Raw genomic sequence first — 25,435 nt, 5'->3', positions numbered from 1 at the left:
ATAAACCTGCAAATCCAAAGCGAACCGACGAGGGGCGAACCCGTGGCCACCGCAAGAGCGCGCATCATCTGGACTGGGACCGGCGTTTTCCTCCTGATCGTTCTTTTGTGGCCCTTCGCACTCCATTCCACGCGTACGGGCATTGTCGGGTTGGCTGCGCCTGACACGCTGGACAGCCGTTTTTTCATTGCAGGGCATATTTTCAGTAATCCAGCGATTTTTGGACATATGGTCTTGGGTGGGTTGCTCACGGTGCTAATCCCCTTGCAGATATGGACCGCCTTAAGGAAACGGCTGCCCGTGCTGCATCGTTGGAGCGGTCGTGTTTTGTGCGCCTGCGCCGTTCTGACGGGCCTGGGCGGGCTGGTGTTCATCGTGTTGCGGGGAACGATCGGGGGCTTTTGGATGGATTTCGGTTTCGCACTCTATGGCGTATTGCTGAGTTTAAGCGCCCTGCAGGCCATCAGGTTCGCGCGTGCGCGTCGCTTCGCGGATCACAAACGTTGGGCGTTGCGACTTTTTGTGCTCAGCATCGGGTCATGGCTCTACCGCGTGCATTATGGAGTCTGGTACGCGCTGACAGGTGGGCTCGCCTCAACGCCGACTTTTGAAGGGGCGTTCGATCTCATACAGAACTTTGCGTTTTATGCGCCTTATTTGGTGGGTCTTGAGTTATGGATGCGCCGGTCCCATACCAACATCACCGCGTGATATCGACCCATACCAAACGATGGCGGGAGGCCGTCATCGCGATCTCGCCGAGTTCGGTCGCGCGATCTGGCCAGAAGACACCCGTGTCCACAACGCGCCAATCTGAGGAAGGCAGCACATAGTCCACCCGCAGGTTTCCGGGCACGGGGTCTGTCCAATCAACGGTGTCCAACGTATCGCCTGATACCAAATCGCTGCCAACACTTGTCGGCATTGGATCCTGAAGGCGCGGATCATCCACAACCGACGTGATGGCGCTCTTGATGCCTTCACCGCCGCGCCGGTCCTGATTGAAATCGCCTAAAAGGATGAAACGCTCCTGCACGGCGGGACCAAAAGCGCCTTCCAAATAGTGTTGCCAGAACACTATCTCGTCATGATTGCGCTTGCCGTTCCTGTCCTCCGGTCCATCAAATACCGGCGGGCTGGCATGGAAGGTCATCAAGGTGACGCGCCCTAATTTGGGGACTTCGATGGGCACCACCCAATGACCTGTGCTTGAAAGACGCTGAATGGCTTGTGCGTCTTCTGAGGGAAACGGCCCGTCTGCCGTTTCAGGTAGCACTGCATCCGGAATGTCACGCCAAAGGGTCGGTGTGAAGTCCTGGATTGCGATGTAATCTATGGGGTGCCGCGACAGAATTGCCATACCGCCCTGGCCGGAAAACTGTCCATAACTTTGGGCGTCCCGAGGGTCCCCCCGCTGTCCGTCCCCATCCATATCCAACCCCGTGGGCATCCCGGTGTTGGGCCGCGCCGAAAATTGGAACGGGTATTCCACACCCATCCCGGCCAGAGCTTTGACATATTCCGACAAGGCCGCCCCAGTCAGGTCATAATCAAAACCTTGCAATGCAAGAATGTCAGGCTTTGCCTCTGCGATGATGCGCAGGGTTGCGATGATCTGGTCGTCTTCGCCACGCGCGATATCGCGCAGCAGTATTCCGGGACCTTTACGCTGAAGTTCCACATTGAATGACGCGACGCGTATGGTCTCCGCAATAACGCTTTGACCAAGAGTTAGAAGCGTTACAGCGAATAACCCGACCGCAAAGTGACCCAGACGGGCACCCAAGTTTGACGATTTGTCTGCTGTTGTGCTGTGCACGATCTTGCCGGCTGGAAGGTCCATGATGTCTTTTTCCAGATCAGTGATCTTATCTCATCTCGAGTTTATCAGAAGAAAAGCAGCTTTGACTACTATGGTCGCAAAATCCAAGTGGCATATTCAGTCGGACGGCGTTGAAACGCCTATTGGGCTCTGGGCGAAGAGGCGCGCCATCTTTTTGGATTTGCGTGCGGGCTCAGTATCGCAGGTCCCCTCGGCCCATCTTTTGACCGCTTTGCATAAGCTTTTATTGCCGCGCTTATTACAACGTGCGACTTAGCGAGCATATTGGCCTGTTCTGGAGTGCGAGGGCGGTCACCGCGCGCCAAGGATGGTGTTGTGGGCGTGGCCAGCGCGCCCCCAACATCATCGCTCGGCGGAGCGATGTTTATTATGGAACAGCAGCAGTCGGTTTTAAACCCAAGGGCGCGCTTGTGATGCCGCCTTTTCATAGGTGTCAATTGATGCCGCTTTTTCCATCGTCAGACCAATGTCATCGAGACCATTCATGAGGCAATGCTTTTTGAAAGGATCAACGTCAAAACTAAAGACTTCACCGTCGGATGTGGTGATCGTTTGGGCATCCAGATCGATACTGATCCGCGCGTTGGATCCCTTTTCCGCGTCCTTCATCAGAACATCGACCTGTTCCTGCGGGAGCGCAATTGGGAGGATGCCGTTCTTGAAGCAGTTATTGTAAAAAATATCAGCATAAGAAGGCGCAACCACACAGCGGATCCCAAAATCCTTGATGGCCCAAGGGGCATGTTCGCGGCTGGATCCACACCCAAAGTTGTCACCCGCCACAAGGATTTCTGCCGCGCGGTACGCGTCCTGGTTCAACACAAAGGTGGGAATTTCTGCGCCGTCATCATCATATCTCATCTCGTCAAAGAGATTAACGCCAAGACCCGATCGTTTGATGGTCTTGAGAAATTGTTTTGGGATGATCATATCCGTGTCGATGTTGATCATCGGCATCGGTGCCGCAATCCCGGTAAGTTTGTCGAATTTATCCATGGTCTCTCCAGTCCGGGCCATATGCCCTTGCTGTGTAATTAGGTGTTGAAACGGTCATCGAGCTTTTCTTTGATCAAACCTTTGGCCGTGCGCAGGAACAGGGCCAATGCGATGAGGCCCGCGCCATTGAAAAGCAATTCGATGCCAAGCAGGATGCCGAGCAATTGTGGTGCAATCTCAAAAAAGTTTGCAACGATGTAACCCGCAAGAAGTACTGACAATGCGCCGGAAAGCAGCATCGGCCAGAAGAGGGCTGTTTCGCGCATCTGATACCCTGAGATGAGCCGCATAATGCCATTTGCACCGATCAGGATGGTGGCGATTGTAACCAGCGAAATGATGCCCTGCAGCGGTTGAAACATGAGCGAGCCGCCAAGTAAAACGAGCAACGCGCCAAGCCCGATGCCCATGACTTTGGACGATGTGTGGTTTTCACTTATGCCAGCGATGATTTGGATTACGCCGGTGAGGGCAAACAGACCGCCCGCCAGCACGGTTACCGCGATAGATGCCGCGACAGGGTTCGCCAGAACAAATACACCGAACAGAATGGACAAGACGCCAACGCAAAGCCATTTCACCCAAAGTTTCATCGTTTCACTCTCCTGATTTTGCCCAAGGACACCGAGAAATGTCCTTGGAAAGAGGTCACATCAAATCGCGCACATCGGTCAGTTTGCCAGTAATGGCCGCTGCTGCCGCCATAGCGGGTGACATCAGGTGAGTGCGCCCACCACGCCCTTGCCGGCCTTCAAAGTTGCGGTTGGACGTTGCAGCACAACGCTCACCCGGTGCCAGTTGATCGGGGTTCATGGCCAGACACATCGAACAGCCTGCAAGGCGCCATTCAAACCCAGCCTCTTTGAATATGTCGGCAAGACCCTCTTCTTCGGCCTGCGCGCGCACAAGGCCCGAGCCCGGGACAACCATGGCCCGCAGCCCTTCTTTCTTGGTTTTACCTTTGAGGATGGCTGCGGCGGCGCGCAAGTCTTCGATCCGCCCGTTGGTACAGGACCCGATGAACACGGTATCAATCTCAACTTCAGACAAGGGCGTACCGGGTGTGAGACCCATGTAATCCAGCGATCTTTGCGCCGCGCCAACCTTGCCGCCCTGAAAGTCATCTGCAGCTGGAACCGCCGCCGTGATTGGCAGCACGTCTTCGGGCGACGTGCCCCAAGTGACCACGGGTGCAATGTCTTCGCCCTTGAGCGTGATCACCTGATCCCACTGCGCATCGTCATCTGAGAACAGGGTTTTCCACCAGGCCATGGCCGCTTCCCATTGCGCGCCTTTGGGCGCGTGGGGCCGACCTTGGCAATACTCATAGGTTTTTTCGTCCGGTGCAATCAGTCCAGCACGCGCGCCGCCCTCAATCGCCATGTTGCAAACGGTCATGCGCCCTTCCATGGACAGATCGCGGATCGCTTCGCCGCAATATTCGATGACATAACCGGTGCCGCCCGCAGTACCGGTTGCACCGATCACCGACAAGGTAATGTCTTTTGCCGTCACACCGGGGCGCAGTTTTCCGGTGATTTCGACTTTCATGTTCTTGGATTTTTTCTGGATCAACGTCTGGGTGGCCAGAACATGTTCGACCTCGGAGGTGCCGATCCCATGTGCCAGCGCGCCAAAGGCACCATGCGTTGCGGTATGGCTGTCACCGCATACAACGGTCATGCCGGGCAATGTCCAGCCTTGTTCCGGGCCAACAATATGAACGATGCCCTGACGCACGTCCGTTACCGGATAATAATGAATGCCGAATTCCTTGGCGTTGGTGTCCAGCGCTTCGACCTGGATGCGGCTGTCCTCTGTCATCGTTGCAGCATTGGCGCGGTCCAGAGTGGTGGGAACATTATGATCCGGTACAGCGATTGTTTTTTCTGGCGCACGGACCGTGCGTCCCGTCATCCGAAGGCCTTCAAAGGCCTGAGGTGAAGTCACCTCATGCACAAGATGGCGGTCAATGTACAATAGGCAGGTGCCGTCATCGGCCTCATCGGCGACATGGGCATCCCAGATTTTATCATAAAGCGTTTTGGGGGACATGTGGTCCTCTCCCGTAATGTGAAAATGAGCAGTGGGTGCAGTGCGCGGGTTATAGCCGTGCAAGCACGGTATGGGTCGCGCCGAAAAAGCGTTCACGCAACCGTGCGCGGTCGTCCATATCAAAGACCCGTTCCATTGTGCTTAGATACAGTGCTGTTGGCCCTGCCGCAAGGCCCGCTGGCTTGTTGATATCAATGCACTGTGCAAGGGTCCGAGAATGGCTGATCCAATTGCAAATCTAGAAGAACCGCTTGGGCATGTATTGATGTCGGTTGATGAGATCTGGAACCTCATCTCGCTGTTTGCGGAAGATCTTATTGAACCGGGCTGGCGGCAGAACCAGGCGCTGATTCTACTGTTTCTGGCCGGTTTAGCTTATGTTTTGCACGGTGTGTCCGGGCGTGCCATCGAAGCGCGTGTGCGCGCTGTAGAGGGTTGGTCCAAGTGGCAGCTTAGGATGATCATTCAGATCAAGCGGCGCATGGGGCTGATCCTTTTCGCCTTGATGGCCTATAGCGTGTATCTGGTGATGCAGAGCCTCACCTGGCCGTCGCGTTCCTATCTGATCGGCGGGGTGGCCACGCTCGCGGCGACATGGGTGATGATCGCCTATGCGGGACGTCTGGTGCGCAACAGGTTCATGCGGCGCATCGTGGTCTGGGGATTGTGGGTCTATGTGACCCTTCAGTTCGCGGGCCTTGGCGATGAGGTGTCATCTTTTCTGGACGGGCTGGCTCTTGAAGTCGGCGATTTCCGGATTTCGATGCTGGCAATGCTCGTGGCTGCCGTCGTTATTGGCTTGCTTTTTACCGGCGCGCGCCTTGTCAGCACAACGGTCTCGGCACGCATTCGTATGAATGAAGACATCAGCCCTTCGATGCAGGTGCTGGCGGTCAAAGGGATTCAGATTGCCCTTTACGGATGTGCATTTTTCATTGGCGTCAAAGCTGTTGGGATTGACCTGACAGGCCTTGCCGTTTTGTCAGGTGCCATTGGTGTTGGCCTTGGTTTTGGTCTGCAAAAGGTCGTGTCCAACCTCGTTTCCGGGGTCATTATTCTGCTGGACAAGTCCATCAAACCTGGCGATGTGATTTCGCTGGGTGAAACCTTTGGCTGGATCAATGCGCTCGGCGCGCGTTACGTCAGCGTTGTGACGCGGGACGGCCGCGAATATCTCATTCCCAACGAGGATCTGATAACCGGGCAGGTGGTGAACTGGTCTCATTCTGACCAGTTTGTGCGCCTCGATATTTACTTCGGGACCTCTTACGGCTGCGATCCGCATCATGTCCGTCGTCTGGCCATTGAGGCAGCAACCGGTGTGGATAGAGTGTTGTCACACCCCAAGCTGCCTGTGTGCCATATCGTCGGATTTGGCGACAGCTCGGTAGATTACATTCTGCGCTTCTGGATTGGCGATCCGACGGGGGGTCTGACAAACATTCGGGGTAATGTCTATCTGGCTCTCTGGGACATCTTTCAGGCCAATGACATCTCAATCCCCTTCCCTCAGCGCGAAGTACGCATGTTGGATGACGCTTAGCTTTTCAGCACTGACGGAACGTAAGATTAACGCATTTGCAACCCCGTCATTGAATTGTTGCCGCTCAGTTGTTACCCTTCAGTCACCCCAGCGTCGGGGGTCTGGCGGCGCGTTCAAAGGAGGACAATGTCCTGTCAATCCATGCTGAAGCAGCAGGTGCTGCTCAAAACGGGCACGCAGTAATGGTCACTGCTGCCGACACAGCCACCAGCGACGCGCTCCTGGCGACTATTCTTTCATCCCTTTCCGACGACAAGGCCGAAGACATCGTGCAGATCGATCTGCGCGGGAAGACGGAGATTGGTGACTATATGGTCATCTGTTCCGGTCGCTCGACCCGTCAGGTTTCTTCGATTTCGGAAAAACTCGCGCAGAAGGTCAAGGATGAATTTGGCCGCACGGCGAAGATGGAAGGCAAAGACGCCGGAGATTGGGTTCTGATCGACACAGGTGATGTGATCGTGCATGTCTTCCGCCCGGAAGTGCGCGAATTCTATCAGCTCGAAAAGATGTGGCAGCCTGTATCCGGTTCGGAGTCAGCGACCAACTGATTTACCTGAGTTGGTGGCCTGATCATGCGCGTGCATATTGTTGCGGTCGGACGCTTGCGTGCGGGGCCGCAAAAGGAACTCATTGACGACTATTTGAAGCGCTTTGATCGAAGCGGGCGTGGACTGAGCCTCGGGCCTGCGCGCGTTGTCGAGGTGGATGATCGTAAAGCATCTGGCATGGGAGCGGAGGCAGAACTATTGCGCCGTGCAATCCCAGCGGGCGCGCTGATTGTCACCATGGACGAACGTGGCAAGCTTGAAACATCGCCCGAATTTGCCACGCGCATGGCCAGATGGCGCGATGCTGGGCGTCGCGATCTGGCGATCCTCATAGGAGGTGCAGATGGCATCGCCCCGGACCTACGCGCCGAGGCGGATTTCTCTCTGTCATTTGGCAAGATGGTCTGGCCACATATGTTAGTGCGCGTAATGCTCGCTGAACAACTCTACCGCGCAGCGTCCATCCTGTCGGGCGGGCCTTACCACCGTGACTAAGGGCCGGAAGAAATGGGCGGAACTGGGTTTATAACGCTGGATAGATGTCGGCTATGGGTTCTTTCCTTCACGGCGAACATCACGAATTCAGTCGCGCAAACTGTTATCACCCCTTCCAGCGCTAAACTGTTGTGATAGCTTGCGGGCTCGGGCGCGTACTGATGCAGCGGAATCGCTTCCTGCGGCTGTTAGGGCCATCTTGGCCTTATGCCGGAAATCCGCAAATTGCGATCCAATAACCACTCTGGTGTGCAGGCTCCATGCTCGTAGAAACGGCCGGGGATGATCTGCAAGCGACGTGGCCCAATCAAAAAACCTCTGGGCTTGTGCTCTTTCCAATTCAAAAGACTCAATTGATTGCAATATATGGAGTTTCGCTTGCCAAGGATGAATGTCATGCAATACTTGCGACAGTTGATCAGTGAATTCTATGTCGAATTGCGTCCCGTCATCGGCTTCTGCTTTTATAAGCCAGCTTGCCGCTTCCGATGTGTGCTGGCGAGGCTCGCCCGTGAGGCGCAAGAGGGCTTCAAAATAGCCGGGTATGGATCTGTACGCCGTCTTGGCTTCCGACAAAATTGAAACGGCAACCCCATCATATTCTTGCAGGCGACGTTCGAGCTCAGATCTCATCTGTATTCTCCAACTTCTTCCCTCCGAAATAGTCACGGGTGTCAGGTTGATGCGCAGAGTAAACGTCTGGCCGTCAACGCCTGGCGCAAGTTACCGCAAGTTTATCACAGTCGTCGTGCTGTTCCAGCCACCCGGAAGGTCGCGCGCCTGAATCTGAACTTGCGTGGTTCCCTCTGGGATACGCACACCGGACAGCGATCGCGTAAAGGGTTGTTCCTGTACATGAGGGTGCGCCAATTCACGGATGGCGATCTGATTGCCTTGCATGTCCAAAATGCGCCAGGCGTCCGCATAGTGATCCCAGCCCGTATCCGGGTGCGAAATTGTGACATCAAACCGCCAGCTGTCGCCCGTTTTTTTGGCCTTTACGTTATCTATGCGCGGGGGTTCTGCCAGGGCGGGCAGCGCCGATAAAAGCAAAGCCAATACTGTGTACTTCATTTCAAATCCAACCAATGCAATGCGACCCACGTGGTATTTAAGAGGCCAAAAGTATTTTGCGAGAGACGGAGGCGAATTCTCTGCGCCATATAACAATCACTGTGAAAAGGGATGCAATGATCAAAGGAAGTGGGCCAGCGAGCCATGCGGCAGCAGCGAGTGCAAAGTAAAGTGACCTGAGACCGCGATTAAAACTCCTTGCGCCTGTGATGTTGATCTGGGCGGCTTTTTCTGCGCCTTTAAATGCGTCCGGATGCTTTGGATCATTGGGTACCGCGCCCATGAGTACGGAACAATAGCCAAATAACCGGTTCGCCCATACGAATTTTAGGAACGCGTTGGTCAGGAACAACGCCAGAACCATGAGTTTCAATTCCCAGACAATCGTCGGGTGATCCATCAATGTGATGTCTGAAGCGACGCCAGCGAGCCGTTCTGCGTTGCCGATCACCGCCAGTGTTCCGCCGATGGCGATGACCGAGGTTGAGGCAAAGAATGCTGTGCCTTGCCGTAATGTGCCCAGAACATGCGCGTCAAAGATGCGCGGTTCGCGGGTCACCATTTGCCGCATCCATTCCTGCCGATAGCCGGCCATGATCAAAGAGGTGGATTTGTGTTTGGCCGAGGGGTGCTCAACCCAGAAGCCGATCGCAATCCACAGCGTAAACAGCAGGGCCAGCCCGACAAAATCGAGCGTTTGAAACAGGGTGATGCGGTCGAGTAATGTCATGAGGAGACGCATCGCATCTCCAATAAAGCTTGCCAATGGGTGAAATTGGTAATATTAATTTACCAAATGGAGGAATGCCGATGGAAATGCCGATTCCCGACAAGGACGTACTGGCCCGCAAAGCGCGGGTCGTGGGACGTTTGCAGTCCGTTTTGCCGAATGACGCAGTTATTCACGAAGAGTCCGAGACGCGTGCCTATGAATGCGACGCGCTAACGGCCTATAAATGTCCGCCGATGGTTGCCGTCTTGCCGTCAACCACACAGGAAGTCTCCGACATCTTGCGTATTTGCCACGAAGAAGGCGTTCCCGTTGTGCCGCGTGGGTCGGGAACCTCGTTGGCCGGTGGTGCGTTGCCGACGGCGGATTGCGTCATTTTGGGTGTGGCGCGCATGAGTGACGTTCTTGAAACAGACTATGACAACCGCCTGATCCGGGTTCAGACCGGACGTACTAATTTGAGCGTGACGGGCGCGGTTGAGGAAAACGGTTTTTTCTATGCACCAGATCCGTCAAGCCAACTGGCTTGTGCTATCGCGGGTAACATCGCGATGAATTCTGGCGGGGCGCATTGTCTGAAATACGGCGTGACCACAAATAACCTACTCGGCGTGACCATGGTGATGATGGACGGCGAAGTGGTTGAGATCGGTGGCGGTTACATGGACAGCGGTGGGCTCGACCTGCTCGGTCTTGTCTGCGGCTCTGAAGGTCAGCTGGGCGTCATCACCGAGGCCACATTGCGTATTCTGGCCAAACCAGAAGGCGCACGACCCGTTTTGATGGGCTTTGACGACAGCGAGGTCGCTGGGGCCTGCGTCAGCGACATTATCAAAGCGGGTGTTTTGCCCGTTGCCATCGAATTCATGGACCGATTGTGCATTGAGACGTGTGAAAACTTCGCGCATGCGGGTTATCCTCTTTGCGAAGCTTTGCTGATCGTTGAGGTCGAAGGCTCAGACGCCGAGATTGATCACCAATTGGCCCTGATCATGGAGATCGCGCGCCGCCATAACCCGGTTGAACTGCGTGAAAGCAAGTCTGCCGAGGAAAGTGCGCTGATCTGGTTGGGCCGCAAATCTGCGTTCGGCGCGATTGGCCAGATCAATGATTACATGTGTCTGGACGGGACCATCCCGGTGAGCTCCCTACCGTTTGTGCTGCGCCGAATTGGCGAAATGTCCAAGGAATACGGGCTGCAGGTTGGCAATGTCTTCCATGCGGGTGACGGCAATATGCATCCGCTGATCTTGTTTGACGCCAATAAACCGGGTGATCTGGAGCTGTGCGAAGCATTTGGGGCTGAGGTCTTGAAGCTGTGCGTCGAAGCGGGCGGGTGCCTGACAGGCGAACATGGTGTCGGGATCGAAAAACGCGACCTGATGACATACCAATACGCGCCCGAAGATCTGGAAGCGCAGATGGCGATCAAGGATGTTTTTGATCCGCAATGGCTGCTCAATCCGGCAAAGGTCTTTCCACTTGCTGTGTCTGAACTACGCCGGTCTGTCGCATTGGCCGCTGAATGATCACGGCCCCACCGCGGCCATATTTTTTGAGATGAGACACGCATGAAACCTGAAAGCGAAGCGGCTCTGGCCGACACCATCAAGGCAGCCAAAGGGCCATTGGCAATCCAAGGCGGCGGTACGCGTGGCATGAACATTGCCGGTGATGTTTTGTCCGTTGGCGGGCTTTCTGGGATATCTCTCTACGAACCCGGTGCTTTGACAATTGTCGCTCAAGCGGGCACGCCGATCAGGGAAATCACCACGGCGCTCTCGGCGGAAAACCAGCGTTTGGCTTTTGAACCGATGGATCATCGTACATTGCTCGGCACGTCTGGTGAGCCCACGATTGGTGGTGTGATCGCTGGTAACATTAGCGGTCCGCGTCGTATCCAGGGAGGTGCCGCGCGCGATTACGCTCTGGGTGTGCGCTATGTGGATGGGGCCGGGAACGTTGTGAAAAACGGCGGGCGCGTTATGAAGAACGTGACGGGGTACGATTTGGTCAAGTTGATGAGCGGCGCATTTGGGACGCTTGGCGTTTTGACCGAGGTCGCGTTGAAAGTGTTGCCCACTCCAGAGACGCAAGGCACGCTTGTGTTACGCGGACTGGATGACCATGAGGCCGTGCGCGCCATGTCTGCGGCCATGGGGTCGCCCTATGAGGTCAGCGGCGCTGCACATTGCGCCAAGCTTGTGGATGACGGGCTGGTGACGGTGCTGCGTGTTGAAGGGTTCGAGTCCTCGGTCGCCTATCGTCTTGATCGCCTCAAAGACCTGCTTGCGCCCATTTGCAAGGACATGACTGTCGGAGATGCCGCAATGACAGAGCAGGTGTGGCGCAGCGTACGCGACGCAGAACTCTGGAAAGACGCGCCAGAAGACATCTGGCGTGTCTCTTGCAAACCCTCGGACGCGCCGGCGCTTATGGCGCGCTCGGGTGCTCCGGATTGGTATTTCGATTGGGCCGGTGGGCTAGTCTGGGTTCGAATGCCTCAAGGCGAGAATTTGCGCGCCAAACTTGGCGTTTTTGATGGGCACGCGACGTTGGTCAAAGCATCCGAGCAGGCGCGAGCAACATTGCCAGTGTTTCACCCCGAAGCGCCAGGCGTCGCCAAGATCACTTCTGGCTTGCGGGCCCGGTTTGACCCACGCGGCATCTTGAATGCCGGATTGATGGCAGGAGTTTGACATGCAGCTTTTGATTAATGGATCGGCGACTTCGAAAAGGGCCATGGCCACCAGTGCGACGCGCAATGGTCCGCACGCGATTGTCGCAATAGTGGCTTTGGCTTCCACACCTCTGTTCTTAGCAGCCACCCTGCTTTCAATTTATTAGGCCTGACCGATATGCAAACGACGTTTTCCCCAGAGCAGCTTAAAGACCCCGGCATTGAGCGCAGCAATGAAATCCTGCGGACCTGCGTACATTGCGGTTTCTGCACGGCGACCTGCCCGACCTATCAGGTGTTGGGCGATGAACTCGATAGCCCTCGAGGTCGTATCTATCTGATCAAGGATATGTTGGAAAACGACCGCGATCCGGATGAGAAGACCGTCAAACACATCGATCGATGCCTGAGCTGTCTCGCCTGTATGACCACCTGCCCTTCAGGTGTGCACTATATGCATCTTGTCGATCACGCGCGCGAATACATCGAAGAACGCTACAAAAGACCGCTGAGCGACAGGGCGTTGCGGTGGGTATTGGCGTTGATCCTACCTTATCCGATGCGGTTCAGGCTGGCCCTTGTGGGGGCTAAACTCGGGCGGCCGTTCGCGCGGTTCATGCCAGATGCGCGTCTGCGGGCGATGCTTGAGATGGCACCGAAGAAAATTCCGCCGGTCAGCCGCAATGATGATCCACAGACCTTTGCGTCCCAAGCGCCACGTAAAAAACGCGTGGCATTGATGACGGGATGCGCGCAGCGTGCTCTCAATACGGATATCAACGATGCCACCATCCGGTTGCTGACGCGCTTGGGATGCGAAGTGGTTGTGGCAGAAGGAGCCGGGTGTTGCGGTGCACTGACGCATCACATGGGCAAGACCAGCGAAAGCCATACCACAGCAGCCAAAAACATTGAGGCCTGGGCGCGTGAGATGGATGGAGACGGGTTGGATGCCATCGTGATCAACACCAGCGGCTGTGGCACGACGGTCAAGGACTACGGGCATATGTTCCGCAACGAACCGCTGGCCGCAGATGCAAAACGGGTTTCCGAAATTGCGATGGATGTCTCGGAAGTGCTGATCCAACTGGAATTGCCGGAAGGCGTGGATCAAAATACAGTGGTCGCCTATCATGCTGCCTGTTCATTGCAACATGGCCAGCAGATCAAGACTTATCCCAAGGATTTATTGAAGCGCGCAGGGTATACAATTGTCGAACCATCTGATCCACACCTATGCTGCGGGTCTGCCGGGACATACAATCTGATGCAGCCAGAAATTTCCAAGAAACTGAAGGATCGCAAGATCCGAACACTTGAGGCAAAGAACCCCGACGTGATCGCCGCCGGTAATATCGGGTGCATGATGCAGATCGGATCCGGTACAGAACTACCGATCGTGCACACGGTTGAATTGCTGGATTGGGCCACCGGCGGTCCGAAGCCTCCCGCCCTGATGGAAGATTTCAACCCTGGGTCTGAAATCCCAATTCTGCGCTAACCCAAAGACAAACAAACGGTAAACAATCGCCATCATTGGCCCCGGGAGCGCCGCATTTCCGCCGTAACTGATCCTTAACGTCAAGGGATCAGTGACGAAGGAATTCAAGATGATCCAGTGGTTGGTTTCAGCCGCGCTCGTTGTGGGCGCGACAACAGGTGCGTTCGCCCAAGACCGCGGCCTGCAATCGCTGGAAAATGGTTTTGACGCGCGTGCTTGGGAGGCCGTGGGACGGTTGGATATTGGTGGCAAAGGATTTTGCACCGGATCATTGATCAGCCCCAACTTGGTCCTCACTGCGGCGCATTGTTTGTTCGATAAAGCCTCCGGTGAGCCGCTCAATCCTGAAATCATAGAATTTCGCGCCGGTTGGCGGCACGGTCGCGCGTCTGCTTATCGCAATGTGCGCCGCGCAGTGGTGCATCCCGACTACGATTATTCACAAAAGGTTTCGTCGTCGCGAGTGGAAAATGATGTCGCGCTTCTTGAACTTGCGCGCCCGATCCGCAATACGACAATCAAGCCTTTTGCGACTGCGGCGCGTCCTGCAATTGGCGCGCATGTCGGCGTCGTCAGCTACGCGCACGATCGTTCCGAAGCCCCATCCCTTCAAGAAATGTGTACTGTTCTGACGGTGCGGCAGGGCGTGTTGGTGACGTCCTGCGAGGTGGATTTCGGGTCTTCCGGCGCACCCATTTTCGAATTTTTCAATGGCAGGGCACAGATCGTTTCCGTGGTGTCGGCCAAAGCAGAGATCGAGGGCGCAAATGTCTCCTTGGGCACCGCCTTGGCGGCGCCCTTGTCTTTGCTGCGCGCAGAGTTGGTCTCGGGCAGGGGTGTTTATCAAACCACACCGCCAATCGCACCACGGATCGCTGTCGGTCAAGGGCGCATGACCAGCGGTGCCAAATTCGTAAAGCCGGAGGTGATGCAATGAAACGTTTTCTGGGTCCGTTGGTGGTCGCTTTTATGATGTCTTTGCCTGCCGGTGCTTTGGCGCAGGACAATGCAACGCTCGTGAGTCTCGGTGACACTGACAACCCAGAGGCGTGGCGCGCAGTCGGGAGGTTGGACGCCGCAATGTCAGGATTCTGCACAGCGACGCTCATTGCACCTGATCTCGTTTTGACAGCGGCGCACTGTGTTTACTCATCCAGAACAAAACGATTGATAAAACCTGCGGGCCTGAAATTCCGTGCTGGTCTTCACCGCGGGGTGGCCGTCGCCGAAAGTCAAGTGGCGCAGGTCGAAGTTCATCCCGGATATGACGTCCGCGTTGGTCCCACGGCCCAAAGTGTAGGTCATGATGTGGCGCTCTTGCGCCTTGCCAAACCTATTCCAACACATGTTCTGAATCCATTTTCCGTCCGTTCTTCTACACACACCGACGGGCCCGTAAATGTTGTTTCATATGGCCTAGGGCGCGCGGAATCTCTTTCGCACGAAAGTGGATGCGAGGTGTTTGATGGATATAAAAACGTCATTCTGATGGATTGCGAGGCTACGTTCGGCTCTTCCGGAGCGCCGGTTTTCAGTCAAGCAGGTGAGGGTGGTCAAATCGTGTCCTTGGTGTCCAGTGTTGGATTGTTCCGAGGCAAGAAAACTACATATGGGATGATCCTGCCCAAGCTGGTTGAGGACCTGAAAGCGCAGATGCGTGCGAACTCTGACAGGCCCGTCGCTGACGCAGGCGCTATTCTCTCGGGCGATGACCGTCGTAGTATTGTGTCCGAAAGTGGCGCGCAATTTGTTCTCGCCGAGGGGTCTTGAAAGCCTAAAAACCATCCCCAAATTATGAGTAGCCGAAGTGCCTGTTCAGGGCTTTGGCAACAACCATTGTCGGTGTGCGTCCAACAGGAGCCACTGGCGCGTAATCGCTCAAAAAGAGGATAACACTATGCGTACTTATGATTTTGCACCACTTTACCGCGCAACGGTCGGTTTTGATCAAATCGCCAACCTGATGGACCGCGTCTTGACAACGGAGGAGACGCAGCCCTCATACCCGCCGTACAATATTGAAAAGCTCGAAGATGATGCTTACCGGATCTCAATTGCTGTGGCAGGATTTTCTGACGCGGACCTTTCCGTTGAAACCCGTGAAAACGCGCTGATTGTATCGGCCCGAAAAGCCGACGAGGATACTGCGCGCAACTATTTGCATCGCGGTATCGCCACGCGCGCGTTCGAGCGCAGGTTCCACCTCGCAGATCACGTCCACGTAACCGGCGCGGCACATGTTGACGGTATGTTGAACATTGATTTGGCGCGCGAAGTGCCGGAAGCACTTAAACCCCGTCAGATTTCGATCTCTTCCGCCAAGCAGATTGAAAAAGACGTTGTCGACGCCAAGTCGGTCAACTGATCTTCTGAGTTCGCTCGATAAGACTCGATAAGAATGGCCCGGACCGAGTGTTCGGGCCTTATTCTTGGCTAGGTAAAACCCTGCGGAGATGACAAGCGCTAGGCAACTGGCTTTCTGAACAAAGGGTTTTCAGGTTCTTTGCAATTGGCGCGCCTCGATGATTTGTTTCCATTGAGAGAGCAAAAGCCTGAAGAAGGCGCCAGTCGATCGCGCGGTCGAAGAAGCCTCTAAACAACACCCTGTTCACCTGCTACAATTGTCAGGTGACGCGACGATTATTTTCGTGCTACGGTTGTGCCGAAGAGGATACTCGATGGCACAAATATTTGCTTCTGAACGCGGACGAAAACCGCAAAAATCTGCGCAACCTGAGGGTCGGTCTGTCAAGGGTTCAAACCTGAACGGATTGCAGAACCGGGCGGACGCGAGTGCCAGTCAAAATCATCTTGCGACGCTTCAATGCGCGGCCGATACGGTCCAGCGTATGGAGGAGGATGAGATGTTGCAGGGTAAGGCAAAGGGAGATGTATTGTCCAGCGACCCCGTCCAACGCATGGAAGATGAAGAGTTGCTGCAAGGCAAGGCGAAAATGTCCAAGCTTGCAAGCGAACAACCGGTGCAACGCCAAGCGGATCCGGGATCCGGAAACGGATTGCCATCTGCTCTGCAAGCTGGTGTGGAAAACCTGTCTGGCGTCGACATGAGTTCGGTGCAGGTGCACTACAACTCCGCAAAACCTTCCCAACTTCAGGCACATGCCTATGCTCAGGGATCGGCGATCCATCTTGGTCCGGGGCAGGAACATCACTTGCCCCACGAGGCCTGGCACGTCGCACAACAGGCGCAGGGCCGCGTGAAACCGACAACGCAGTTGGCAGGTCAGCAGATCAATGATGACGCAGGTTTGGAGGGCGAAGCCGACCGAATGGGCGCGCGCGCGATGCGAGAGGGAAATGCCGTTGTGCCGGACTAGGCACGCGCTGAACAAGTCACACGCTTTTACGGACCCTCCTTTAAGAATGAAGAAGCATTTTTCAGTTCGCGAGTTTTCAGTGACGGCCTGGCCGTCACCGATCCGCACAATTGCAGGCATCTTCGTGTGTCTGATGCTTTTCTCGCAGGTCGCACAGGCCGCCTGCCGAACGGCCGCCACAGGAGCAGACCGGCCAGACGTCATTGTCGCAATCCGTGATGCACCCCCTTTTACGTCCGAAAGCCACAACGGTTTGGCAGAAGGTTTTGCCGTCGACATCTGGACGTCAATTGAACACGAATTGACGACATCCGGCCTGATGTCCAAGAGCGATATCATCACGTGTGACGGGATTGGTGATCACATCAGAGCATTGGCGAATGGCGATGTCGACGTTGTTATTTCCCCTTTGACCATTACCGCTGAGCGCATGCAGGAATTTGATTTTTCACAACAATACCTGCAGTCGGGCCTGACATTGGCGCACCGCACCAACAGCGCGATTGATTTTGCCGCGGCCACAGGTGTGATTGTGCAGACGATTTCGCAACCGGGCGTGATCCGCGCAATTCTGGTGTTTCTCGCAATCAACCTTGTGCTTGCAATTCTGATCCGGGCTGCATTGCGTGCAGGCTCCAGTGCGGGCGAAATCGAAGCTGGCGTTGGTCACTGGTTTGACAGCACAGTTGAGGCTCTGGTGCGCACCATTGGACTGAAAGGCCTGTCAGAGCAATTTCGGACGCGATGGGGCCGGTTGCTGGAGATCTTCATGGCTTTGCTGGGGACGGTTCTTTCGGCGACGATCCTGGGCGTTCTGACCACCGCTTTTGTGGGCTCCATTGGCGGCAGTGGCGCCACGCCCGCGGCCAGATTGCCGGAAATGCGCATTGCGACACTGGAAGGCTCAACAGCGCAGGCCTTCCTGATCGCACAATATCCGAGACCAGAGGTCAACAAAACCCAAGCGGTCTGCGCATTGGCATCCATTGCCCGCGAAGTGGATACCTGCCTTGTCTACGCCTCATGGGCCGATGCTGTTGAAGGACTGGACAAAGGCCACGTCGATGCGGTTCTGGGGGATTGGGTCGCTCTTACGTATTTATCGCGTCTGGAACAGTATGTTGACCGGATTTCTGTTGACTCAAAAGTCTATCGAAATGAGCCCTACGGGTGGGGAATCTCGCGAGATCGCAGCGATCTGCGGCGCGGCATAGACAAGGCGATGATCGAACTCATGCGAGATCCAAGATGGCGAAAACGCATCGAAGGCTATCTTGGAGTTGGCACCGTGGCACCGAATTGATGCGGGACGAGGGCCCAACAGATGATAAAGCTACGCGCGCCGGAATTGCGTCTTCCTATCACACCTATTTCACGTCTGGCCACTATGACCGACGCTACCCGAGCCCGAATAGAACCACATGGCATCGTATTTGCCAGATCGTAACATCCACAACACATATCGTGGATTTTGGATGTGGCAGTGGACGCTATTTGCTGCGTTTGCAGGGCATGATCGGCCGCGCTGCCGGATTTGACATTAGTCCTGCGGCGATTGCTTTGATCAAGGAGCGCGCGGGTCAGGCAGGGTGGGACGATTTAGACATACTCGGACCCGAGCCCGATGCACTGCAAAAGTATATTGAACGGGTGGGGCAAGTGGATGTCATGCTCTGCCTTTTCGGTGTTTTGGGTCACATCGAAGACGCCGATCTCCGTCGCGACGCGCTCTGTCAAATGTGTCGATCCTTGAAACCGGGGACGGGGCGATTGTTGATTTCCGTTCCCAATATGGCACGGCGGTTTTTTGCGGAGCAGCGTTTGGCTGGCCCGGATGCCGAAGGTGCAATAAAATACAAGCGCCATATGAACGGTACACATGTGGTGCTGCCTTACCAGCTTTATGATCCCGGGCGCCTGTGCAGAGAGCTGGCGGAGGCTGGTTTTGAGCTACGACGCCTGAATGCAGAAAGTGTTTTGCCGGAAAGCTGGTTGCTGCACAACGGCGTGGCGCGGTGGATTGACGGCCTCCTGACGCCGCTTTGTCCCGCACGGTGGGGGTACGGCATTATCGCCGAGGCGGTACCTTCATGAATTAGTTATTGGAACGAGGGTCTGTGACCCGGTCAGACGTCGTGATGGATGCCGCGGCGAAATTCAAAAGTGAAGTATACAGCCACGATTTGGCAGGAAACGTTGCAGGTTCGCTTTGGAACCGGCGAAAGTCACGTCACAAAATCAACAGGGTCTGGAAAACAACGGGTAAGTCACTTTGAACACCACGATGACGCTTGATTTTGCGAAGCACCGCTGGAAAGCAGGGGCCATTTTGGGCAGACATCCACGCGCGCGGCATCGTCTTATGGGTGTACCGCGACTTGCTCAGTAACGACTTGGACATTTGCGCAGGTGCCTAGTTTTCGAGGCACGCATCTGCCCGAAGACTTCGACGACACTTGTCTCGTTACAAGACAGCATTTTCGAAAATCGGATTGCATTGCTTTTGTTGCGTCAAGACAGGCGTCTGATTTTGGTGCTTGGGGGTGTGGCGTGGTTTGAGTGGGGTCGGAAGTCTTTTTTCCAACCGTCTTTTGCCAAGTCTGAGTCTTTCCGCCGCGTAGAAACAATGTTTTGCCAGTACGCAAATGAAAATATCGCATGCGTGCCGCACGATTGGCGAAATCAGATCAAAGTCTATCGCCATGGAGTGTTTCGTACCGACGCAACGCCCGAGAGCATGCCAGCGACAGAGCAAGTGGAAAACGCCGCGCTGTGCGACCCATCGTTCCTTTTGGCCCTTGATAAATTTGTCTGGCTTGCGGACTGAAAGTGACGATCAAAACGAACTGCTGAACGCGTCTGCAATGCGGAATATGCTCGGGTTTATTGATGCGGATTTCTTCACGGTGCTGCTGGTCGTTCTGGGCATGCGGGCACTGGCCTTGATGATATGTGCGCACGCAACCTCGCGTCCTGCAATTCTCTAAGGGGCTCTGAGGGGTGAACCCTGGGATCATTGATCGGTTGGGCTATTCGTCAGGTGTATGACTGTTGTGATCGGCGGCTTGCGGTCATGTCACGCCGTAATAAATACGAAAGGGATCGGTATTTATGGGACTTGGTGCATAATTTCGTGCGTTCTCCTGTGTGGTAATGACCGGAAACACAGGCAAAATAAATTCACTCATGAGTTGATTTTTGCAGCAGCTTGTCTACGCTACAGAGATTGAATTCAAAAGTGGGGGCTGTTGATGTCGGTCAGATTTACTGGACCTGACAGTTCGATTATGATGGGTTTCGTCAGAGTGACGCGTTGTGATTGATCTGGCTCTGGGTCTGGTCGCTCAACGACTAAACAGTCATCTTACCGCTCGGTATGGCGTTCCGGATGAATTGGTCAGTATATCGCCGCTGGTGGATGCCGAGGGGAAGCCTACGGCAGACGCGCGCAACCGGTTGGTTCTGTTCCTGACAAACATCGCGCAGGATTCAACGCCGCGTGCGTCCGCTGGTGGTCGCGGCACCGTGCAAATGATGCAGGCGCAACCTATTCATCTAGATATCTATTTCATGCTGGCGTCGGCCTATGATGCGGAAACTTACGGAGAGGGGCTTAAGCTGATCTCCTCGGCGTTGACCTACTTTCAGGCCAACCCGGTCATGACTCCACGCAATACGCCGGACATGCCCTCGGGTTTGAATCAACTCAGCCTCGACATCGCCAACCTCAAGGTTGAGGAAATGGGTCAGTTGTGGGGCAATCTTGGTGGACGTTATGTACCATCGGTGATGTTCAAAATGCGCTCGGTGATGATTGATGCGGGTGCCGTTTCCGAAGTGGTGCCGCTGATTACACGACCTGGCCAGTCGGCAAGTCAGGGCGGGGGTGCGTCCTGATGGCCTATCGCGAGATCCTGACATTGACCTTGTCGCATGACTTTTATGGATCTGAAAATGTTCCGTTGCGGGTTTCACCAGCAGATGCACATGCGTTTTCGAAAGCTGGTTTAATTCTGCGTCAAAGCGGCAATGAAATTCTGGTTGTTGCTGATGATGGGGACGCGCGTCCCGATGCGCTGTTGCTCGACATTGGCGCTATGAACCCGGACGTTTTTATCGTGACTCAGGATGCGGACTGGCATCATGTGCTGGCCTTTGATGTCGCGGGTGACGCGTTTGAATTTCATGCCACTGATGCGACAGACCGGCTACCACAGACGCAGGCCCAACGTCTGGCGCGACTGAGGTTTGCGCTACTCCCGGATCAGGAGAGGTTTTGTTCCGTCCACTTCAGCGCGGTTGAAGCGCTTTGGGCTTATCATGTCACTGGCGCGCAAAGTTCGGAGGATCTGGAGATCGTGGATCCTGCATCCAAGACGACTTTTTCCCCTTTAGGCGCTGTTGTTTTGCCAAACGGCAAACAGGCCTTTGTTATTCGCTCTGACAGACCGCTTCCAGCGCGCGCGCGGCCAACCCAAAAATTCACGTTACAGCGGCCCAGTGCGTTTGGGCCCGAAGCACTTGTACCAGTCCTCCCCGCAGCGGGGATTTCGTTCAAACCGATCGAACAACAGCCAGGTAGCGCTGCGCGCCTGCAATCAGACATTTACGTCTCACTATGGTGAAGGAGATCTGAAAATGGCCATGAAGACGCCGGGCGTTTACATCGTTGAGAAAAACGCATTCCCCAATTCGGTTGTGCAGGTTGCAACCGCCGTACCGGCCTTTATCGGCTACACAGAGATGGCAATGAACGGCAACGTTTCGCTGTCCAATACGCCGTGGCGGATTACATCGATGTCCGAATTTCACAGCTATTTTGGCTATGCGCCGGACCCCAAGTTCGAGATCATACCCTGGGCGGAATTTGACGATGTGTCACCGCTCTCTCCTGAGGGCGCAGCCAAACCTGCGGCACTACCGCGCGCGAAATTTACCACCCAGGGGCCGCAGGGAGAGGAAGCTTTCGAGCTCAAACAAACCAACAAGGCTTATGCTCTTTACGGCGCGATGCGGCTGTTCTTCCAAAACGGCGGTGGCGCCTGCTACATCGTTTCGGTTGGCACATATGCGGATGACGAGATCGACGCCAACAAGGTCATGGCCGGGATTTCTTTACTGAAGAAAGAACCTGAACCCACGATGGTGGTCATCCCGGAAACCACGCGCATGGTGCGTCAGAATGCGGTAAAAGTGCAGCAGGCGATGTTGAAACACTGCGGCTCGGACATGAAGAACCGCTTTGCGATCCTCGACATTTCTGGCGGGCATCTGGCACAGGCGGACCCTCTGGGCAATCCCGTTGCCACGTTCCGCAATGACATCGGCATCAACGATCTGGATTTTGGTACGACCTATTATCCGTGGCTTGATACCTCGATTTATCAGTCGCGCGATTTTGACTTTGAAAATGTTGATGCCAAAAGCCGCAAAATGTTCATCGGATTGATGAAGCGCAGCGTAAAGCGGGACCCGGAACTTTCGCCGGAAATCGACCGCGTCGGTGCGCCGGTTCTGGCGGGTGATTTTACCCTGTCCGTAACGCGGGGCGGCACTGTTGCTGTTACGGAAAAGGACGTGGTTTCCCAGGACGATGATACGGGTGATGAAGATCTGATCTATCAACTGGACGGTGGCACGGATGACATGGCCGGTGCGCTGAAAGTCGATGGCGCGGATGCGACGAGCTTCACGCAGGCCGACCTGAAAGCGGGCAAGGTGTCTTTTGTTCACCAAGCGGACGCTGGTGCGAAGGGCAAGTTCGATCTCATCGTGACGGATAAGAACGGCATCGCAACGGATGCAAAAACCATCGACGTGGAAGTCGTTGGCGGACTGTTGGATCCAAGCGCGGTTGAGGCGGGTACGGCCGTTGAGATTAATGTCGCCGCCGATCATCCTGGCGCGGATAAAGCAAGCGTCAAACTGATCGATTCCGATGATGCGGAGGGCAAAGCCAAGTCGCAAAAAGGTGTGGGCGACTGGAGTGTGGCCAAAACGGGCAAGGTGACATTCAAGCCGAACCCTGAATTTGCCGGACCAGAGGCTGTTGCAAGTTACACCATTGTGGACAGTGACGGGGCGGAAACCGCACCGGCTTTGTTGCGCATTTTGATGGATGGGCCTGTGACGGGTCCGGTCTTTGACAACCCATCTGCAGCCACAATTGACAAAACATTGCGCGCAACCGTGCCACTTTACACGGATGTGATGAATGAGATCACGGCCTATATGAATGCGATGCCGCCGGCAGCAGCGATGGCCGGGATTTATACGGCGGTGGACGCAAACCGTGGTGTCTGGAAGGCCCCGGCGAATGTGTCGGTGAACTCTGTAGTTGGCCCCAAGGTCAACATCAATCACGAGGAGCAGGAAAACCTAAACGTATCGACCACGGGTAAATCGATCAATGCGATCCGTCCGTTTGTGGGTGAGGGGACGCTTGTTTGGGGCGCTCGGACGCTGGATGGGAACAGTCTCGATTGGCGTTACATCAATGTGCGCCGCACGATGATCATGATCGAGGAATCAATCCGGCTGGCCTCCAAGGCCTATGTGTTTGAGCCCAACACGGCGCAAACCTGGGTGACAATGCGCTCCATGATCGAGAACTTCCTGACTTCGGTCTGGAAAGCGGGCGGATTGGCAGGCGCTGTGCCGACGGATGCGTTTAGTGTGCACGTCGGTCTGGGTGAGACCATGACGCCGGTCGATATTCTTGAGGGCATTCTGAGGATCACCGTTCTGGTGGCCGTGACACGCCCTGCAGAATTCATCGAAGTCACTTTCCAGCAGCAAATGCAAAAATCGTAAGAACGATCTCAGAATGAAGGATTATAGTTATGGCAGATGATGGCTCCGCCCAAACGCAGGCAGTCTGGCCGCTCCCGAAGTTTCATTTTCAGGTGAAATGGGATGACACGGAACTGGCCTTTCAGGAGGTCTCTGGCCTCGATATCGAAAGCGAGGTCATAGAATACCGCGCAGGCAACAACCCCGTGTTTTCAACGATCAAAATGCCGGGGATGATTAAGTCCGGCAACATCACCATGAAGAAAGGTGTGTTTGTCAAAGACAACGCTATTTTCGACTGGTTCGCTGAGATCAAGATGAACACGATCAAGCGCAAAGCGCTGACGATTTCATTACTGGATGAAGCGCAAAACCCCACCATGGTCTGGAAGGTGCAAAACGCCTTTCCGGTGAAGGTGACGGGCACGGACCTCAAGGCGGATGGCAACGAGGTCGCCGTGGAAAGCGTTGAGATTGCCCACGAAGGGTTCGTGATCGAGAACGCGTAATTCCATGAAACTGATGGACCCTCCTGTCGCGTTTCATTTTTCGGTATCGTTTGTGGGGCTTATTCCACCGGTGCCGGATATGGCGTTCCAGGAGGTTTCCGGTTTGGAAAGCTCAATCGAACTGGAGCCCTTGACGGAAGGCGGTGAAAACCGATTTGTGCATCAGTTGCCCAAGTCGGTTAAGCACTCTAACCTTGTGCTCAAGCGCTCTATGACAACCATGGCGAGCGGGCTGGTACAATGGTGCAAGTCCACTCTTGAAGGGGATTTTTCCGAGGCGATTGTGCCCAAGGACATGGTCGTCGCGCTGCTGAGCGAAAATCGGATCCCAGTGGCGACATGGTCGATTGGCAATGCGTTTCCGATCAAATGGACCGTTGGCAATCTGGATGCGATGAAAAACGAACTCGCGATCGAAACGATCGAATTCTCCTATACCACGCTGAAAAGGATGATGTGATGGCGGTGGAAATTGGCAGTCTTGTTGTGCGTGGCACCTTTGGTCAAGCCGCGGGAAAGGGCGGTGTCAGCCCGGAAGAACTCGAAGAGCAGTTGTCGATGGTGCGCCAAACGCTGTTGGACGAAATGCACGACTTATTGGAAGAGGCGGACCGCCGCGCTCGGGAACAGTAGCCCGTGGCCAAGCTCAAGATCATTCGCTGCAAGATCAACAATGATCAGATCGAGGAGCAATCCGGCGATGACAATATCTTTGAAGCCACCATCAATCCGGAGAAGTATACCCACAAAATGGGTTTGAAATATTCCGGGACGTCGCAAGCAAGTGGCGCAGGCGCGATCGGGAAATCCGCAGCAATTACAAAATTCGCAAGCGCCGAACCGGAAAAGCTGGATTTTGCGATAACGCTGGATGGCACCGGCGTAGTGGCGGATGCCCGTGATGTGACCGTCGCTGAACAGATAGAGAAACTGCGTGACATTGCCTATGATTATGACGGTGACACGCATGAACCGAACCCGGTAAAAGTCGTTTGGGGCGAAGGGCTGGAAGCCTTCTTTGGTCGGCTGACCAGTTTCTCGGTGGATTACACACTGTTTCATCCCGAGGGCGCTGCTTTGCGCGCGAAACTCACGCTGGCGTTTGTGGAGGCCATAACGGAGGCGCAGGAAGCGCGGGAAGCGGACCGAAGTTCTCCCGATATGACGCATATGGTGCGGGTACGGCAGGGCGATACCCTCCCCTTGCTGTGTCAGAAAATCTACAGCGATGCCTCGCGATATCTGGAAGTGGCGCGCTTGAATAACCTCGACAGCTTTCGCACCCTTGCGCCCAACACACTCTTGCGCTTTCCGCCAGTGAGGTAAGC

The 25,435-nt window shown here is 55.1% G+C and carries 28 protein-coding genes; 21 read left to right on the top strand and 7 right to left on the bottom strand.

Features of this window, described 5'->3' with window-relative positions:
• Window positions 1-42 precede the first annotated feature (42 nt).
• Window positions 43-711 carry a DUF2306 domain-containing protein gene (locus tag R8G34_10635; GenBank protein ID MDW3223327.1) on the top strand — a complete coding sequence of 223 codons (669 nt, stop codon included), beginning with the start codon at window positions 43-45 and terminating at the stop codon, window positions 709-711.
• Here R8G34_10635 and R8G34_10630 read toward each other — a convergent pair.
• The 4 genes from R8G34_10630 to leuC form a co-directional block, all read right to left on the bottom strand.
• Entirely contained in the window at window positions 701-1,843 is a 1,143-nt protein-coding gene (locus R8G34_10630; GenBank protein ID MDW3223326.1) for an endonuclease/exonuclease/phosphatase family protein, read from the bottom strand. The genes R8G34_10635 and R8G34_10630 overlap by 11 nt on opposite strands.
• 390 nt (window positions 1,844-2,233) lie before the next feature.
• A complete protein-coding gene (leuD, locus tag R8G34_10625; protein MDW3223325.1) occupies window positions 2,234-2,839 on the bottom strand; it encodes a 3-isopropylmalate dehydratase small subunit in 606 nt (201 codons plus the stop codon).
• 38 nt (window positions 2,840-2,877) lie between these two features.
• Window positions 2,878-3,432 (bottom strand): DUF308 domain-containing protein, encoded by a 555-nt coding sequence (locus tag R8G34_10620; protein MDW3223324.1) that lies wholly within the window; start codon window positions 3,430-3,432, stop codon window positions 2,878-2,880.
• Window positions 3,433-3,487: 55 nt separating this feature from the next.
• Window positions 3,488-4,894, bottom strand: a complete 1,407-nt coding sequence (gene leuC / locus R8G34_10615) for a 3-isopropylmalate dehydratase large subunit (GenBank protein MDW3223323.1) — start codon at window positions 4,892-4,894, stop codon at window positions 3,488-3,490.
• 217 nt (window positions 4,895-5,111) lie between these two features.
• Between leuC and R8G34_10610 the strand changes: the two genes are divergently transcribed.
• The 3 genes from R8G34_10610 (at window position 5,112) to rlmH (ending at window position 7,483) form a co-directional block, all read left to right on the top strand.
• Window positions 5,112-6,437 (top strand): mechanosensitive ion channel, encoded by a 1,326-nt coding sequence (locus R8G34_10610; GenBank protein ID MDW3223322.1) that lies wholly within the window; start codon window positions 5,112-5,114, stop codon window positions 6,435-6,437.
• Window positions 6,438-6,619: 182 nt separating this feature from the next.
• On the top strand, window positions 6,620-6,988 hold the full coding sequence (gene rsfS, locus R8G34_10605) for a ribosome silencing factor (GenBank protein ID MDW3223321.1): 369 nt from the start codon (window positions 6,620-6,622) through the stop codon (window positions 6,986-6,988).
• Window positions 6,989-7,012: 24 nt separating this feature from the next.
• The gene (gene rlmH / locus R8G34_10600; GenBank protein MDW3223320.1) at window positions 7,013-7,483 is read left to right on the top strand and encodes a 23S rRNA (pseudouridine(1915)-N(3))-methyltransferase RlmH; all 471 of its coding nucleotides are present in this window, start codon (window positions 7,013-7,015) and stop codon (window positions 7,481-7,483) included.
• Between the two features lie 87 nt (window positions 7,484-7,570).
• Here the strand turns inward: rlmH and R8G34_10595 are convergent, their stop codons facing one another.
• The 3 genes from R8G34_10595 to R8G34_10585 all read right to left on the bottom strand — a co-directional run bounded on the left by R8G34_10595 (window position 7,571) and on the right by R8G34_10585 (window position 9,287).
• Window positions 7,571-8,116, bottom strand: coding sequence for a hypothetical protein (locus R8G34_10595; GenBank protein ID MDW3223319.1), 546 nt, complete (start codon window positions 8,114-8,116; stop codon window positions 7,571-7,573).
• A 90-nt stretch (window positions 8,117-8,206) separates the two neighbouring features.
• Window positions 8,207-8,557, bottom strand: coding sequence for a hypothetical protein (locus R8G34_10590; protein ID MDW3223318.1), 351 nt, complete (start codon window positions 8,555-8,557; stop codon window positions 8,207-8,209).
• A 37-nt stretch (window positions 8,558-8,594) separates the two neighbouring features.
• A complete protein-coding gene (locus R8G34_10585; protein ID MDW3223317.1) occupies window positions 8,595-9,287 on the bottom strand; it encodes a DUF599 domain-containing protein in 693 nt (230 codons plus the stop codon).
• Between the two features lie 80 nt (window positions 9,288-9,367).
• Between R8G34_10585 and R8G34_10580 the strand changes: the two genes are divergently transcribed.
• The 17 genes from R8G34_10580 (at window position 9,368) to R8G34_10500 (ending at window position 25,433) form a co-directional block, all read left to right on the top strand.
• Window positions 9,368-10,816: an FAD-linked oxidase C-terminal domain-containing protein gene (locus R8G34_10580; protein MDW3223316.1), complete on the top strand. Its 1,449-nt coding sequence runs from the start codon at window positions 9,368-9,370 to the stop codon at window positions 10,814-10,816.
• Between the two features lie 42 nt (window positions 10,817-10,858).
• Window positions 10,859-11,986 carry an FAD-binding protein gene (locus tag R8G34_10575; protein ID MDW3223315.1) on the top strand — a complete coding sequence of 376 codons (1,128 nt, stop codon included), beginning with the start codon at window positions 10,859-10,861 and terminating at the stop codon, window positions 11,984-11,986.
• Between the two features lie 159 nt (window positions 11,987-12,145).
• On the top strand, window positions 12,146-13,468 hold the full coding sequence (gene glcF / locus R8G34_10570) for a glycolate oxidase subunit GlcF (GenBank protein MDW3223314.1): 1,323 nt from the start codon (window positions 12,146-12,148) through the stop codon (window positions 13,466-13,468).
• A 109-nt stretch (window positions 13,469-13,577) separates the two neighbouring features.
• Complete coding sequence (locus R8G34_10565; GenBank protein MDW3223313.1) at window positions 13,578-14,405, top strand: trypsin-like serine protease; 828 nt, start codon at window positions 13,578-13,580, stop codon at window positions 14,403-14,405.
• Complete coding sequence (locus R8G34_10560) at window positions 14,402-15,238, top strand: trypsin-like peptidase domain-containing protein (protein ID MDW3223312.1); 837 nt, start codon at window positions 14,402-14,404, stop codon at window positions 15,236-15,238. The genes R8G34_10565 and R8G34_10560 overlap by 4 nt, the downstream gene beginning before the upstream one ends.
• 127 nt (window positions 15,239-15,365) lie before the next feature.
• Window positions 15,366-15,833: an Hsp20 family protein gene (locus R8G34_10555; GenBank protein MDW3223311.1), complete on the top strand. Its 468-nt coding sequence runs from the start codon at window positions 15,366-15,368 to the stop codon at window positions 15,831-15,833.
• A 313-nt stretch (window positions 15,834-16,146) separates the two neighbouring features.
• Window positions 16,147-16,806 (top strand): DUF4157 domain-containing protein, encoded by a 660-nt coding sequence (locus tag R8G34_10550; GenBank protein ID MDW3223310.1) that lies wholly within the window; start codon window positions 16,147-16,149, stop codon window positions 16,804-16,806.
• Between the two features lie 46 nt (window positions 16,807-16,852).
• Window positions 16,853-18,109, top strand: a complete 1,257-nt coding sequence (locus tag R8G34_10545) for a transporter substrate-binding domain-containing protein (protein MDW3223309.1) — start codon at window positions 16,853-16,855, stop codon at window positions 18,107-18,109.
• Window positions 18,109-18,900, top strand: a complete 792-nt coding sequence (locus R8G34_10540; protein MDW3223308.1) for a class I SAM-dependent methyltransferase — start codon at window positions 18,109-18,111, stop codon at window positions 18,898-18,900. Before R8G34_10545 ends, R8G34_10540 begins: the two co-directional genes overlap by 1 nt.
• Window positions 18,901-19,622: 722 nt before the next feature.
• Window positions 19,623-19,793, top strand: coding sequence for a hypothetical protein (locus R8G34_10535; GenBank protein ID MDW3223307.1), 171 nt, complete (start codon window positions 19,623-19,625; stop codon window positions 19,791-19,793).
• 328 nt (window positions 19,794-20,121) lie between these two features.
• On the top strand, window positions 20,122-20,703 hold the full coding sequence (locus tag R8G34_10530; GenBank protein ID MDW3223306.1) for a DUF4255 domain-containing protein: 582 nt from the start codon (window positions 20,122-20,124) through the stop codon (window positions 20,701-20,703).
• Window positions 20,703-21,431: a hypothetical protein gene (locus tag R8G34_10525; GenBank protein ID MDW3223305.1), complete on the top strand. Its 729-nt coding sequence runs from the start codon at window positions 20,703-20,705 to the stop codon at window positions 21,429-21,431. The genes R8G34_10530 and R8G34_10525 overlap by 1 nt, the downstream gene beginning before the upstream one ends.
• A gap of 13 nt (window positions 21,432-21,444) precedes the next feature.
• Complete coding sequence (locus tag R8G34_10520) at window positions 21,445-23,619, top strand: cadherin-like domain-containing protein (protein MDW3223304.1); 2,175 nt, start codon at window positions 21,445-21,447, stop codon at window positions 23,617-23,619.
• Window positions 23,620-23,648: 29 nt separating this feature from the next.
• A complete protein-coding gene (locus R8G34_10515; GenBank protein MDW3223303.1) occupies window positions 23,649-24,107 on the top strand; it encodes a phage tail protein in 459 nt (152 codons plus the stop codon).
• A gap of 4 nt (window positions 24,108-24,111) precedes the next feature.
• Window positions 24,112-24,567, top strand: a complete 456-nt coding sequence (locus tag R8G34_10510; GenBank protein MDW3223302.1) for a phage tail protein — start codon at window positions 24,112-24,114, stop codon at window positions 24,565-24,567.
• On the top strand, window positions 24,567-24,740 hold the full coding sequence (locus R8G34_10505) for a hypothetical protein (GenBank protein MDW3223301.1): 174 nt from the start codon (window positions 24,567-24,569) through the stop codon (window positions 24,738-24,740). Before R8G34_10510 ends, R8G34_10505 begins: the two co-directional genes overlap by 1 nt.
• Before the next feature lie 3 nt (window positions 24,741-24,743).
• Window positions 24,744-25,433 (top strand): peptidoglycan-binding protein, encoded by a 690-nt coding sequence (locus R8G34_10500; GenBank protein MDW3223300.1) that lies wholly within the window; start codon window positions 24,744-24,746, stop codon window positions 25,431-25,433.
• Window positions 25,434-25,435 lie beyond the last annotated feature (2 nt).

Source organism: Paracoccaceae bacterium (genome assembly GCA_033344815.1).
In the GTDB taxonomy this organism is placed as follows: Bacteria; Pseudomonadota; Alphaproteobacteria; order Rhodobacterales; family Rhodobacteraceae; genus Roseobacter.
Note: the sequence above shows the minus strand (reverse complement) of the source record. Positions and strands in the feature narration are given on the sequence as shown.